Origin of the sequence: Pseudovibrio exalbescens DSM 16456, from assembly GCF_000422785.1 — a bacterium.
Lineage (GTDB): Bacteria > Pseudomonadota > Alphaproteobacteria > Rhizobiales > Stappiaceae > Pseudovibrio > Pseudovibrio exalbescens.
Genome location: NZ_KE383919.1, coordinates 173,442 through 186,629, shown reverse-complemented (window position 1 = coordinate 186,629; position 13,188 = coordinate 173,442). Strand labels below are relative to the sequence as shown.

Annotated in this window: 11 protein-coding genes and 1 tRNA gene; 7 read left to right on the top strand and 5 right to left on the bottom strand. The window is 54.9% G+C overall.

Annotation, left to right across the window (positions count from 1 at the left end):
* Positions 1 to 175: 175 nt before the first annotated feature.
* Together G512_RS0117700 and G512_RS0117695 are read right to left on the bottom strand one after the other, a co-directional pair.
* Positions 176 to 1,240, bottom strand: a complete 1,065-nt coding sequence (locus G512_RS0117700; RefSeq protein WP_028482860.1) for a succinylglutamate desuccinylase/aspartoacylase domain-containing protein — start codon at positions 1,238 to 1,240, stop codon at positions 176 to 178.
* Between the two features lie 65 nt (positions 1,241 to 1,305).
* A complete protein-coding gene (locus tag G512_RS0117695; protein ID WP_028482859.1) occupies positions 1,306 to 1,518 on the bottom strand; it encodes a SlyX family protein in 213 nt (70 codons plus the stop codon).
* Positions 1,519 to 2,331: 813 nt separating this feature from the next.
* Between G512_RS0117695 and G512_RS0117690 the strand changes: the two genes are divergently transcribed.
* From G512_RS0117690 to trpB, 7 genes are all read left to right on the top strand, one after another.
* Positions 2,332 to 3,921, top strand: a complete 1,590-nt coding sequence (locus tag G512_RS0117690) for an ABC transporter substrate-binding protein (protein WP_028482858.1) — start codon at positions 2,332 to 2,334, stop codon at positions 3,919 to 3,921.
* 125 nt (positions 3,922 to 4,046) lie between these two features.
* Positions 4,047 to 5,057 (top strand): ABC transporter permease subunit, encoded by a 1,011-nt coding sequence (locus tag G512_RS0117685; RefSeq protein WP_028482857.1) that lies wholly within the window; start codon positions 4,047 to 4,049, stop codon positions 5,055 to 5,057.
* Between the two features lie 3 nt (positions 5,058 to 5,060).
* Complete coding sequence (locus G512_RS0117680) at positions 5,061 to 5,960, top strand: ABC transporter permease subunit (protein WP_028482856.1); 900 nt, start codon at positions 5,061 to 5,063, stop codon at positions 5,958 to 5,960.
* 5 nt (positions 5,961 to 5,965) lie between these two features.
* Entirely contained in the window at positions 5,966 to 6,808 is an 843-nt protein-coding gene (locus G512_RS21695; protein WP_051269574.1) for an ABC transporter ATP-binding protein, read from the top strand.
* Positions 6,808 to 7,635 (top strand): dipeptide ABC transporter ATP-binding protein, encoded by an 828-nt coding sequence (locus G512_RS0117670; protein WP_028482855.1) that lies wholly within the window; start codon positions 6,808 to 6,810, stop codon positions 7,633 to 7,635. Before G512_RS21695 ends, G512_RS0117670 begins: the two co-directional genes overlap by 1 nt.
* A 454-nt stretch (positions 7,636 to 8,089) precedes the next feature.
* Positions 8,090 to 9,673: an ABC transporter substrate-binding protein gene (locus G512_RS0117665; RefSeq protein WP_028482854.1), complete on the top strand. Its 1,584-nt coding sequence runs from the start codon at positions 8,090 to 8,092 to the stop codon at positions 9,671 to 9,673.
* A gap of 231 nt (positions 9,674 to 9,904) precedes the next feature.
* Complete coding sequence (gene trpB / locus G512_RS0117660; protein ID WP_028482853.1) at positions 9,905 to 11,119, top strand: tryptophan synthase subunit beta; 1,215 nt, start codon at positions 9,905 to 9,907, stop codon at positions 11,117 to 11,119.
* An 86-nt stretch (positions 11,120 to 11,205) separates the two neighbouring features.
* On the opposite strand, the gene G512_RS0117655 is transcribed toward trpB, so the two are convergent.
* The 3 genes from G512_RS0117655 to G512_RS21690 form a co-directional block, all read right to left on the bottom strand.
* Positions 11,206 to 11,418 (bottom strand): hypothetical protein, encoded by a 213-nt coding sequence (locus tag G512_RS0117655; protein ID WP_143181422.1) that lies wholly within the window; start codon positions 11,416 to 11,418, stop codon positions 11,206 to 11,208.
* A 129-nt stretch (positions 11,419 to 11,547) separates the two neighbouring features.
* A tRNA-Val gene (locus tag G512_RS0117650) sits at positions 11,548 to 11,623 on the bottom strand.
* 121 nt (positions 11,624 to 11,744) lie between these two features.
* Complete coding sequence (locus G512_RS21690) at positions 11,745 to 13,049, bottom strand: MFS transporter (protein WP_081657546.1); 1,305 nt, start codon at positions 13,047 to 13,049, stop codon at positions 11,745 to 11,747.
* Positions 13,050 to 13,188 lie beyond the last annotated feature (139 nt).

Here is a 13,188-nt window from a genome sequence, read left to right as displayed (position 1 = left end):
TGCCCTCGGGCAGGTGCAGTTATGATGACGACAGCAGAAATATCTGTCAAACAACTGGAGCAACGTGTACAGCTTTTACGTTAGATTAGGAAGGCCCGATGACATGCGTACAGATGTCACACCTTCGGGCCTCATCTTGCTGTTATCCCAGAGGAGCCTTGGATGAGGCTTGCGATTAGTTCTCCAGAATACTTCCTTTGCCCGTAGCACTGGGCTTGCTGCCAAGCAATTTCAGCAGGGCATCCCCGGAACGGGTGTAACGATGACTACGGCGCGTGAGGATAAGACCAGCCTGTGGAGCCGTTAACGTAACGTCTCTGTCAGGATTACCCGGTTCACGGATAAGGGTTACCAGAGGTTGCCCTTCTTCCACTTCAGAACCCGGATCGACGTGGTAAAGAATGATCCCCGGGACAGGAGCCTCAAGCATGTCGATATTCAGGAGTGGAATGACCGGACCCTGATAGGGTTTGGGCGGGCTGACGCCCATGTCTGCTTCAATGACACCGCGCGCCACGAGAAAGTTGAACAAACGGCGCGCGTCAAGGTGGGCCGTGGTGCGGTCTACATCGCGTTGGCCACGAAGCTCGATGGTGGACACGACCAGCTTTTCCTGCAGGATCTTCTTGTAGTCTGGGCCAAGATAGGGGGCCAATGCGGCAGATTCAAACGGCTGGTCCGCATCTCCCGACCACAACAACACCGCATCGGCGTCAAGGCATGAGGCCAGGTCTTGTGTTTGTGGCCAAAGCTCTTCAGCGATGTAAACGTAATTCAGGCTCTCGTCATCGCAGTGAAGGTCAAGGATGATGTCGTGACCAAGGGACAGCTTCGCCAAGCGCCATTTCAGCTTCTTGTCCGCTGACATGGATGTATCATCAACCGGCAGAAGGGCCTGATCAGGGCGCTCGAGGTGAGGGTGGGCGCGATTGAAGTTGTCGCGAGTTCCAAGGCTGAAGCGCCCTTCCATTTTCTGGAAGTGATATTGCGAGGAGCCGATTGGGTTGGCGTGGGGCACGACGGTTACTGCGCCCAGAACGCGCCCTTCCGCCTCGGCTTCGCGAAGCATTTCAAGAAAGAAGTGCAGGGCTGCAGGGCCGGGGAGTTCGTCGGCATGCAGACCGGCTTGCAGATAGGCTGATGGGGCTGTGTCGCTGCGAGCACCGCTCACAGTGTAAACGGGAATGCTGTAAGACACGCCCGTGGTATCGCCTTCAATCGTTTCAATTGTGCGTTTCATATGTTCTTCGCTTGTCGCGTTCTGATCTAGTATGTCGATGTTGAGCACATAACAGGGGAGGTCCCTCAGTAGTGCGGGGGCTTGCGGTCCGCCGGGATGTGGTCCGCAATGTCCTGCAGATCACTGACCAACTCGCGCATTTGGTTGAGCGAATTCATCAGTCGGTCGATCGTTTTGCCTTGTTGCGTGACCACCTGGTTCAGCGTGTCGATCGTATCTGACTGATGTGCGACATGAATTTCAAGATCGATTATACGCTGTTCGAATTCATCACTCATGGTTGAACCCTGTCCTCGGCACCTTTTGGAATTGGTCGGCGGCTTCCCGCCATTGGCAGAGAATGAGGTCTAAGCGACCGAAAAACAATGAAAACTCGACGGTTTTGGACGGAATTGACCATTTCGCAGTCAGAACTATCCGGCTTGAGGGCGCAGGACTGGGCTGTCCGGTTTTTTCTTCACAGCCGTTCGGCTTGGAGGAGTTGTTTTAAGCCAACAAGACCGCTCGCCCGCATTCTGTGAAGAGGTGATGGAATCAAAAAACGTGCTGAAATTTCCAGATGCCGCTAAGAGAGCAAAACAATGTCCACATGACGAAACTGCGGATATGGCCCCTTATCCACAGCAATGACTGATGTATCAATGTGGCGGTTATGAGCGTTTTATTGCGTAGATGCCTAAAATATAGGCTTGAAATGCCGTATGGGTCAGAGCTGTTGCCCTAATTTTGCGCGCGCTGCACACTTGTGCGTGTAAAGCAAAAATATTTAAGTGAAAAAACTAATTGAAGGGCGGGGAGTGGAATTTTCTACTGCTATCGTCGGTGACTAGTGAAAGATTATGACATTTTGTTGGTTTAATCCCTAATTTCTCTCCTTGATATGCGCCGTGCTTTTTTACAGGCGGTTAGCGGGAGGATCACTGGGGGCAATCGAACCGATCACACGTTTTGATCGGTGGGCGAGGTGTCGCAATTTTGAGCACTGATGAGCCGCCAATGGATTTCGGAGTGAGGTGGCACAGAGCCGTCACTCCACAAGCGAGCGGAAAACAGCCGCTTCAATAACACACTGGAATACCTAGAGGACGATAATGGAACTTAAAAAGAGCCTATTGATGGGAGGTGCGCTTGTCGCTGCTTTGGCATTCGCAAACCCGACCCTCGCCAAGACCTTGGTTTATTGCTCCGAAGGGTCGCCTGAAGGCTTCACCCCGGCACTTTACACGTCTGGCACCACCTTCGATGCAAGCTCCCGTCAGGTTTTTGACAAGCTCGTCCAGTTTGATTACGGCACCACCAAGGTGATCCCGGCGCTGGCCGAAAGCTGGGACGTATCCGAAGATGGTCTGGAGTACACCTTCCATCTGCGCAAGGGCGTAAAGTTCCACAGCACCCGTGAATTTACGCCTAGTCGCGACTTCAACGCGGATGATGTGATCTTCTCCTTCATGCGCCAGTTGGACAAGAGCCACCCGTATCATGACGTGTCGGGCGGCAACTATCAGTACTTCAATTCCATGTCCATGCCGGACCTGATCAAGTCCATCGACAAGGTCGATGACTACACTGTGAAGTTTGTACTGACTCGTCCAGAAGCGCCGATGATTGCCAACCTGGCCATGGATTTTGCTTCCATTCATTCAGCGGAATATGCCGAGCAGATGATGGACAGCAAAGACACCTTTGACCAGAAGCCGGTCGGCACGGGTCCATTCCAGCTTGTTGGCTACCAAAAGGATGCGGTCATTCGCTACAAGGCCAACCAAGACTACTGGGCCGGGCCGGCCAAGGTCGACAATTTGGTTTTTGCCATCACCCCTGATGCGTCGGTACGTTACCAGAAGGTCAAAGCGGGCGAATGCCATGTCATGGCTTATCCCAACCCGGCTGACATTGACGCGATGAAGGACGATCCGAACATCAACCTGATGCAGCAGGAAGGTCTGAACGTCGGTTACATGGCCTACAACACGCAGATGGCCCCGTTCGACAATCCAAAGGTCCGTAAGGCGCTCAACATGGCTGTCAACAAGCAGGCCATCATCGACGCCGTGTTCCAGGGTGCGGGTAAAATCGCCAAGAACCCGTTGCCACCGACCATGTGGGGGTACAACGATTCCGTCGAAGATGACCCGTATGATCCAGAAGCGGCCAAGGCCATGCTGGAAGCAGAAGGCGTCACCGATCTCGACATGAAGATCTGGGCAATGCCGGTTCAGCGGCCCTACAACCCCAATGCCCGCCGCATGGCTGAGCTAATTCAGGAAGACTTCTCCAAGATTGGCGTGGATGTGGAAATCGTATCCTACGAATGGGGCGAGTATCTGAAGCGCTCCAGCTCGACGGATCGTGACGGCGCGGTGCTTTTGGGCTGGACCGGGGACAATGGTGATCCGGATAACTTCCTGTCCGTGCTGCTCAGCTGCGATGGCGTTGGTGGATCCAACCGCTCGCAGTGGTGCCATGAAGGCTTTAATGAGCTGATTATGAAGGCAAAGACCGTTTCTGACATGGAAGAGCGTACGGCTCTTTATGAAGAAGCGCAGGTTGTCTTCAAGGAGCAGGCTCCATGGGCAACACTGGCACATTCGATCGTTTTCGAGCCGGTCAGCAAGCGAGTTGAAGGCTACAAGATCGACCCGCTGGGAGGTCATTACTTCTATCCTGTAGATCTGAAGTAGAATAATTTTCCGCTGGACTTTGTCTATCCCGGCGAGTATTCGCCGGGATACTTTTGTATTTTCACGTATCGCAGCGGTTGTTTTGGGTCGCTGTGTGCCAAACCGTCAAAAAGTGTGTCAGCAGAATGCTTCGTCTCATATTGAGAAAACTGGGGCTCCTAATACCCACATTCATTGGAGTTACCCTGACTTCGTTCTTTTTCATTCGCTTACTGCCGGGGGACCCAATTCTACTTCTCGCTGGGGAGCGCGGGGTAAGTCCAGAACGCTATCAGGAACTGATGGTACAGTTCGGCTATGACCAGCCGATCTGGCAGCAGTACCTGACCTATCTGGGCAACATCTTTCAAGGGGATCTGGGCACCTCAATCGTGACCAAACAGCCGGTTTTGACGGAGTTCATGGCTCTGTTCCCGGCAACCATTGAACTGTCGGTGTGCGCGATCATCTTCGCCGCTGTCGTGGGCCTGCCAGCGGGTATTCTGGCTGCAGTACGACGCGGTAAAACGCTTGATCATACCGTGATGACCACCGCTCTGGTCGGCTATTCCATGCCCATCTTCTGGTGGGGATTGCTTCTGATCATCCTGTTTTCGGGCATCCTGCAATGGACCCCCGTTTCAGGCCGTATCTCCCTGATGTACTGGATCGAGCCCGTGACCGGCTTCATGCTGATCGACACGCTGCTCTCCGATCAGGACGGCGCATTCTGGTCCGCCGTGAACCATTTGATTCTGCCGACGATCGTACTTGGCACCATTCCACTGGCTGTCATCGCCCGTCAGACCCGCTCGGCCATGCTTGAAGTGCTGGACGAGGACTACGTCCGTACGGCGCGCGCCAAGGGGCTGTCCACCTACCGAATTGTGGCTCTTCATGCATTGCGCAACGCTTTGATCCCGGTGATCACCGTCATCGGACTTCAAATTGGTGTATTGTTTGCGGGTGCCATTCTGACGGAAACCATTTTTTCCTGGCCGGGCATCGGCAAATGGATGGTGGATAGCATCTTCCGCCGCGACTATCCGGTCGTGCAGGGCGGGTTGCTGATGATCGCCGCCATCATCATGCTTGTGAACCTTCTCGTCGATCTGGCCTACGGTCTGGTCAATCCGAAGATCCGGCACACGGAGTAAATCATGACTGATACAACTCAGAACAGCGCGCCGGATACCCGCCTCGAAGTGCTCAAGGGCTTCTGGCGTCATTTCAAGACCAACCGTGGTGCGGTTTTCGGCCTGTACTTCTTCATCGTACTGGTTTTCATCGCGGTATTCGCGCCTCTTATCGCGCCTCATGGTGCAACGGTTCAGTATCGTGATGCCCTGTTGGTGCCACCAGTCTGGATGGATGGCGGTTCTTGGAACCACATCCTCGGCACCGATGCCGTTGGTCGTGACCTGTTGTCTCGCCTGATCTACGGCAGCCGGTTCTCCTTGTTCATTGGCGTGGTTGTGGTCTCGGTTGCACTGGTTGTCGGCATCTGCCTGGGACTTGTCGCCGGCACGTTCCGGGGCTGGATTGATACCGTGATCATGCGCATCATGGACATCATTCTTTCTTTCCCGTCCTTGCTTCTGGCGCTGGTGCTCGTGGCCATCCTCGGACCATCACTGATCAACGCCATGATCGCCATCGCGATCGTGCAACAGCCGTACTACGTCCGTTTGACCCGCGCTGCGGTTATCTCGGAAATGAGCCGTGAGTATGTCATGGCCGCGCGGGTGTCAGGTGTTCGCACATTGCGTCTGATGTTCGTAACGGTGTTGCCCAACTGTATGGCGCCCCTGATTGTGCAGGCTGCATTGTCGTTCTCCACGGCAATCCTTGACGCGGCCGCTCTTGGCTTCCTTGGCATGGGCGCTCAGCCACCAACCCCGGAATGGGGCACAATGCTGGCAGAAGCCCGTGAGTTCATCCTGCGTGCGCCATGGGTTGTCACCTTCCCGGGTGTTGCGATCCTGACGACCGTGTTGGCCATCAACTTGATCGGTGACGGGCTGCGCGATGCGCTCGATCCCAAGCTGAAGAGGAGCTGACCCCTATGGCTCTATTGGAAATCGAAAACCTGACGGTGGAATTTGACACCGTGACTGGTCGCTTCCGTGCCCTCGACAACGTCAGCTACTCCATCGAAGTTGGGGAAGTGTTGGCCATCGTGGGTGAAAGTGGCTCGGGCAAGTCCGTTGCCATGCTGGCGGTCATGGGGTTGTTGGCAAGCAATGGGCATATCCAGGCTGATCGCGTCGAGTTTGAGGGCATGGACCTGCTCAACATGTCTCGCCGCAAGCGCCGCAAGGTGATCGGCAAGGACATCTCCATGATCTTTCAGGAACCCATTGCCAGTCTGAACCCCTGCTTCACAGTGGGCTTCCAGATTGAGGAAACTCTGAAGGAACATACCAGTCTGGACAGGAAGCAGCGCAAGGCCCGCGCCATTGAACTTTTGAATTCCGTAGGCATGCCTGAACCGGAAAAGACCCTGAAGAAGTTCCCGCACCAGATGTCTGGCGGGCAGTGCCAGCGCGTTATGATCGCCATGGCCATTGCTTGTGAACCCAAGCTTTTGATTGCGGATGAGCCCACCACGGCGCTGGATGTGACCATTCAAAAGCAGATTCTGGATCTGCTCATGGACCTTCAGGCCAAGTCCGGCATGGGGCTTATCATGATCACTCACGACATGGGTGTTGTGGCGGAAACAGCCGACCGGGTGGTTGTGCAGTACAAGGGCAAGAAGATGGAGGAGGCCGACGTGCTTTCCCTCTTCGAGAACCCTCAAAACCCGTATACCAAGGCGCTGCTGTCCGCTCTGCCGGAAAACGCGACGGGCGACCGGTTGCCAACGGTGTCGGACTATCACATGAACGGTGAGGGGGCAGCCTGATGGCAGAGGATATCATTCTTGAAGCCCGCGACCTTGTGCGTGAATATCGCAGCAAGGAAGGCATGTTCGGCAAGGTCAACGTAACCCGTGCGCTCAAGGGCATAAGTTTCAAACTCGAGCGCGGCAAGACCCTGGCGGTGGTGGGGGAAAGTGGCTGCGGCAAGTCAACGCTTGCCCGTATCCTGACCCTGATTGATCCGGCAACAGATGGCGATCTTCTGATTGAAGGCAAGAAAATTGACATTGCCAAGCAAAAGATCACGCCGGATCTGCGCAGCAAGGTTCAGATCGTTTTTCAGAACCCATATGGCTCGCTGAACCCGCGCCAGCGTATTGGTGACGTTCTTACCGAGCCTTTGATGCTGAATACCGACCTTCCGGCGCAAGAGCGCCGCGACAAGGCCATGGAAATGCTGGTCAAGGTTGGTCTGGGCCCTGAGCACTTCAACCGCTACCCGCACATGTTCTCGGGCGGCCAGCGGCAGCGTGTGGCCATCGCCCGTGCGCTGATGCTGAACCCGAAGCTGCTCATTCTGGATGAGCCGGTATCGGCACTGGACCTGTCTGTTCAGGCGCAGATCCTGAACCTGCTTGCCGACCTTCAGGAAGAGTTCAACCTGACTTACCTGTTCATCTCTCACGATCTGTCAGTGGTGCGTTACATCGCCGACAAGGTCATGGTCATGTATTTTGGTGAGGTCGTTGAGTACGGCACGCGGGACGAAGTGTTCGATAACCCTCAGCACGAGTACACCAAGACCCTGTTCAACGCGACGCCGAGAGCAGACATTGCCCATATCAAGGAACGTCTGGCTCGCACCGGATAGGTGCCGGGAGAGTGTGACTTGAGAGTAACCTTTGAAGGCTGGCGGTATTCCGCCGGCCTTTTTCATGTGTCGATCCAGTGGGCAAGCACAACGGCTGATTCCATGAAAAGTAGCGGGCTGAAGCTATCGATTCTTCCGTTAGTTGTGGCGCGTCCGCTGCGCGAGTTCGTTGGCACGATTTTACGAAACTCTGCCCAAATCCAATATAAATCGGCTGAGTTTTTGCGCTGCAAAGGGAGAATATACCTGAATTACCCAATGAGGTGTTTACCTATTTCCCCCTTCAATATATATCAGTGGGGCCGGAATGCACGGCGCGACGCGCAGCTTTGGTGCGTGAGGGTCGGGTATTGCGGGGCAGATTGGTCTGGGATGCGAAGCGGCGCGGAGAGAGTGATGCTTTGCTCACCAGATAGATATCTGGAGAAAAATACCAATCAGTTGGGGACGTACTATGAAAAAATCATTTTTGCTTGGCAGTGTACTGGCCGCTTCCGTTGTAATGGCTGCGCCAAGCATGGCCAAGACGCTCGTTTATTGTTCTGAAGGGTCTCCGGAAGGCTTCACGCCGTCGCTGTACACTTCCGGCACCACGTTCGATGCTTCTTCCCGCCAGATCTTCAACAAGCTAGTCGAGTTTGAGCGCGGCACGACCAAGATCGTCCCTGCGCTTGCCGAAAGCTGGGAAGTCTCCGAAGACGGTAAGGAATACACCTTCAATCTGCGCAAGGGTGTCAAGTTCCACACAACCGACACCTTCACGCCCACCCGTGATTTCAATGCAGATGACGTAATCTTTTCGTTCATGCGCCAGTATGACGAAAACCACCCGTATCACGATGTTTCCGGCGGTACCTATGAGTACTTCAACGCCATGTCCATGCCGGACCTGATCGAGTCCATCGAAAAGGTTGACGACTACACGGTGAAGTTCAAGCTGTCCCGCCCAGAAGCGCCGATGATTGCGAACCTGGCCATGGACTTTGCGTCCATCCACTCTGCCGAATACGCTGAGCAGATGATGGACAACAAGGAAGCGTTTGACCAGAAGCCGGTCGGGACCGGACCTTTCCAGCTTGTTGGTTACCAGAAAGACGCCATCATTCGCTATCAGGCAAACCCTGAATACTGGGCTGGCAAAGCGCCAATCGACAATCTGGTCTTCGCGATTACCCCGGATGCCTCTGTCCGCTACCAGAAGCTGAAGGCTGGTGAGTGTCACGTGATGCCATTCCCGAACCCGGCTGACCTTGAAGCCATGAAGAGCGATGACAGCATCAACCTCATGCAGCAGGAAGGCCTGAACGTCGGTTACCTTGGCTACAACACTCAAATGGCGCCATTTGACAATCCGAAGGTTCGTAAGGCGCTGAACATGGCCATCAACAAGGATGCGATCCTTGAGGCCGTGTTCCAGGGTGCTGGTAAGGTTGCAAAGAACCCGCTTCCGCCAACCATCTGGTCTTACAATGAGGAAATCGAAGACGATCCGTATGATCCGGAAGCCGCCAAGGCCATGCTGGAAGCGGAAGGCGTGACTGATCTTGACATGAAGGTCTGGGCAATGCCGGTTCAGCGTCCGTATAACCCGAATGCACGCCGCATGGCACAGCTCATTCAGGAAGATTTCTCCAAGATCGGCGTGGACGTTGAAATCGTCTCCTACGAATGGGGTGAATACCTGAAGCGCTCCAAGGAACTGGATCGCGATGGGGCCGTACTTCTGGGCTGGACAGGCGACAATGGTGACCCGGACAACTTCCTCGCAGTTCTGCTTGGTTGTGATGCTGTTGGTGGCTCTAACCGTGCACAGTGGTGCCATGAGCCATTCGAGGAGCTGATCCAGAAAGCCAAGATCACGGCCGATCCGGAAGAGCGTACCGAGCTTTACAAGCAGGCACAGGAGATCTTCAAGGAGCAGGCTCCATGGGCGACCATCGCTCACTCTGTTGTGTCTGAGCCGGTCAGCGTTCGCGTCGAAAACTACAAGATCGACCCGTTCGGCGGTCACATCTTCTACGGCGTCGATATCAAGTAAGAACTGGAAAACGCTTCGTTTTTCGTGGCCCTCCGGCGAAATTCGCCGGAGGGCTTTGCGTTTGTAACCTCATCCTTTTGGTTAGAAATACGCGATTGCGCCTCATAAGCTGACGTTCAATGATGATCCCCGGAAGAGTCGATAAGGAACATGCAGGATCAGGCCAGCCGAGCCGGGGATCTTCGCTTTCCAGATAGACTTGATCGAACTGACATGAAACGTGGGGAAACAATGAGCGGCTATCTTAAGCAAGTGCCTGACAAGGATGGATATTTTGGCAATTATGGCGGGGCATTCCTGCCACCGCAACTGGAGCCGCATTTCAAGGAGATCGCGCAGGCTTACGAGCGAATTTCTGGTGATGCCTCCTACATTGCCGAGCTGCGCTATATCCGAAAGCATTATCAGGGGCGTCCGACACCAATCTCTCATGCCCGCAACCTCTCTACCAAGTTGGGCGGCGCGAATATCTACTTGAAGCGTGAAGACCTGAACCACTCTGGCGCTCACAAGCTGAATCATTGCATGGCAGAAGCCTTGCTGGCCAAGCATATGGGCAAAAAGAAGCTGATCGCCGAAACAGGAGCCGGCCAGCATGGGGTCGCACTGGCCACGGCAGCGGCCTACTTTGGGCTCGACTGTGAAATCCACATGGGCGAGGTGGACATCGCCAAGGAGCACCCGAACGTGAAGCGAATGAAGCTTCTTGGGGCAACGGTTGTACCAGTGAGCTTCGGTGCGCGAACCTTGAAAGAGGCCGTGGATTCAGCGTTTGAATCCTATCTGGGCCAGACGGAAGAAGCCATTTATGCCATTGGGTCTGTCGTTGGGCCACATCCTTTTCCGAAGATGGTTCGAGACTTCCAACAGATCATCGGCGTTGAAGCTCGCGAACAATTCATTGAAATGACTGGCAATCTTCCCGATCACGTGGTGGCCTGCGTGGGTGGAGGCTCCAACGCCATGGGACTGTTTTCCGGCTTTGTCGATGACGATACGGTGCAACTTCACGGTGTTGAGCCGATGGGGAAAGGCCCGAAGGAAGGGGACCACGCGGCGACAATCACCTTTGGCCAGCCCGGCCAGATTCACGGGTTCAAATGCCTGGTTTTGACGGATGCCAATGGTGAACCGGCGCCGGTGCACTCGATCGCGTCGGGGCTTGATTATCCGGGAGTTGGACCGGAGCACTCTCATCTTCATGAAATCGGCCGGGCAAAATATGGCTCAGCTACAGATGAGGAAACCTTGCAGGCGTTTTATGCACTGTCTCGTCTGGAGGGGATTATCCCGGCTTTGGAGAGCAGTCATGCTGTGGCCTATGCCATGAAAATGGCAGCGACACATGCGGGAGAAACCATCCTTGTGAACTTGTCGGGGCGCGGGGATAAAGACCTGGACTACGTCACCGACAACTTCGGCCATGGGGAAGACTATCCCCTCTAGGGCCTTGTATGCATATGGACTTTCCTGCACGGTTTTTCGCAGGACAACGGGGCGGCCAGTGTGCCGCCCTAACTCATTTCAAGGGATCAGCTCTCCGGGTGTGGTGCTTTCAGCCGTTGATAGATCAAAGCAGGCAGGCCAATCACAACCGCGAGGGCGGCGGCAACCTTGAAGTTCGGGCCTCCATACAAGACGATCTGAACAAAAACCAAAGCTGCGAAAATCAGGGTGCACAGGCCGAACAGCATGCCGCAGAACAAGAACACCTGTTCTGATCGGCTCTTCTTTTGGGATGCCAAAACAATCACTCTCGAAATGCGTTAGGTTTGCGTTGTAATGCACAAAACAGGGATTTGACGCAAGAGCGAACGCATGCAAACACGCTTTTGAGGTAACGTGAGAACGACAATTTTTTGGTGGGGAGAGAATGGTGGGCGATGAGAGACTCGAACTCCCGACATCTTCGGTGTAAACGAAGCGCTCTACCAACTGAGCTAATCGCCCGACCTTTGCGCCGTGCGGCGCGTCGTCGTTGGAGGCGTATTTAGGCGGTTTGATTTGAGAGCGCAAGCCTCCACTGCAGTTTTTCCCAAAAGAAATCCAAAAAAGTTGTTCCCCTGTGATTTTATTGAGGTTTTTCCAAAGGATGACAGGTTGGTGACGCGCTTTCCAGCGCATTGGCCACGGTTTCAGGGGCAACACCAAGTCCGGCACTGGGGTAACTGGTGTAGGACAGTTCCAACTCCGGTTTTTGCGAGGGGCGCTTGTGCAGACGCCACAGGGTAAAGGCCGCCAGCAATCCGGACAGAACAGCTGCCAGAAGCGGGGCTGCCGTATCTGGAAACACAGGCGCCATGGCGCTGATGGCCAGAGGTCCGATGACGCTGCCGAGCGCCCAGACGAACAGCAAATAAGTCGACAGGGCAGGTCCGTTGTCGACCTTGAACTCGAACCCATGGGCAAGGCACAGGGAATAAAGCGGAAAGCTCAATCCCCCGAGAATGATCAAGAGAACGGCCAAAATGGTGAACAGCCCGTCTTGTGAGCCATTGGCCACCTGCCAGTGTTTGAACGGATCGGCCGCCAGATACAATGTGGTCAGAACGCATATGATTATTGCGCAGCCAAGGATCAGGAAACGACGATCCATGGTGTCGGACAGCGCACCAACCGGCCATTGAAACAGGAGACGGCCCACATAGAGTTGGGCAACGAGAAACGCTGTAGTTCCGGCCGTCACGCCGGCATCAGACAAGGCGAAGGGCACCACGGTCAGAAAGCTCGTGGTGATCGCTCCCGCAACGAAAGCTCCGGTGACAGCAACCGGAACCTCCCTCAGGACCTCGCGAAAGGACAGGCGGCTTTTGGCTTCGGTCACGGGTGGCACAGACCGGGTCAGGCACAAAAGGACGATGGCACAGAGGCTTAGCAGCAGCATGATGTCCAAAAGCAGCTGGTCATCTGTTGCAAACTGGAAAATCAGCACTTGGGACAGGATCGCCATCAGGCCAACCGCCAGAGAGTTGATGGAAAGAATGCGGCCGCGCACCGCATCCGGCGTGGCAACACTGAGCCAGGCATCGGCTGCTGAGAACAACATGGCCACGGCACCACCCATGACAAAACGCAGACCGGCCCAGATCATGAGGTTGTCCGTGCTGCGAGCCAGAAGGATCATGATCGCGGTCAAGCCGGCGCCAGCGGCGAACGCCCTGATGTACCCGACGCGGTTGATGATCTTCAGCCCGCGCAGGCATCCCCCCATGAACCCGAGAGAGTAGGCCGCGGCAAGCAGGCCAACTTCTGCGGTATCGCCGCCATGGGCACCCACAAAAAGCGGCACGAAAGTCATCATGGCCGAGCTTGCAACCTGCATGCATGCTGCGGCGACGATGATTGCCATAAGGGGAACGAGATAGGTTCTGACCATAAATTTGTGGACTCACTCAATCCTAAGGGGGCGCATGGCGCGGTACACCGCGACACGGCGGCCTCAGGACTGCCTTATGACGAGCTTGTGCGGAGTTTTTGCGCGCCCTCTATGGCTTTTTTTCGAAGAATTCGGGCAC

Excerpts from the sequence above, each read along its gene's own strand:
- G512_RS0117690 (WP_028482858.1), top strand. The coding sequence starts at position 2,332 with ATGGAACTTAAAAAGAGCCTATTGATGGGAGGTGCGCTTGTCGCTGCT.
- G512_RS21695 (WP_051269574.1), top strand. The coding sequence starts at position 5,966 with ATGGCTCTATTGGAAATCGAAAACCTGACGGTGGAATTTGACACCGTG.
- G512_RS21690 (WP_081657546.1), bottom strand. The coding sequence starts at position 13,049 with ATGGTCAGAACCTATCTCGTTCCCCTTATGGCAATCATCGTCGCCGCA.
- G512_RS0117680 (WP_028482856.1), top strand. The coding sequence starts at position 5,061 with ATGACTGATACAACTCAGAACAGCGCGCCGGATACCCGCCTCGAAGTG.
- trpB (WP_028482853.1), top strand. The coding sequence starts at position 9,905 with ATGAGCGGCTATCTTAAGCAAGTGCCTGACAAGGATGGATATTTTGGC.
- G512_RS0117695 (WP_028482859.1), bottom strand. The coding sequence starts at position 1,518 with ATGAGTGATGAATTCGAACAGCGTATAATCGATCTTGAAATTCATGTC.
- G512_RS0117665 (WP_028482854.1), top strand. The coding sequence starts at position 8,090 with ATGAAAAAATCATTTTTGCTTGGCAGTGTACTGGCCGCTTCCGTTGTA.
- G512_RS0117700 (WP_028482860.1), bottom strand. The coding sequence starts at position 1,240 with ATGAAACGCACAATTGAAACGATTGAAGGCGATACCACGGGCGTGTCT.
- G512_RS0117670 (WP_028482855.1), top strand. The coding sequence starts at position 6,808 with ATGGCAGAGGATATCATTCTTGAAGCCCGCGACCTTGTGCGTGAATAT.
- G512_RS0117685 (WP_028482857.1), top strand. The coding sequence starts at position 4,047 with ATGCTTCGTCTCATATTGAGAAAACTGGGGCTCCTAATACCCACATTC.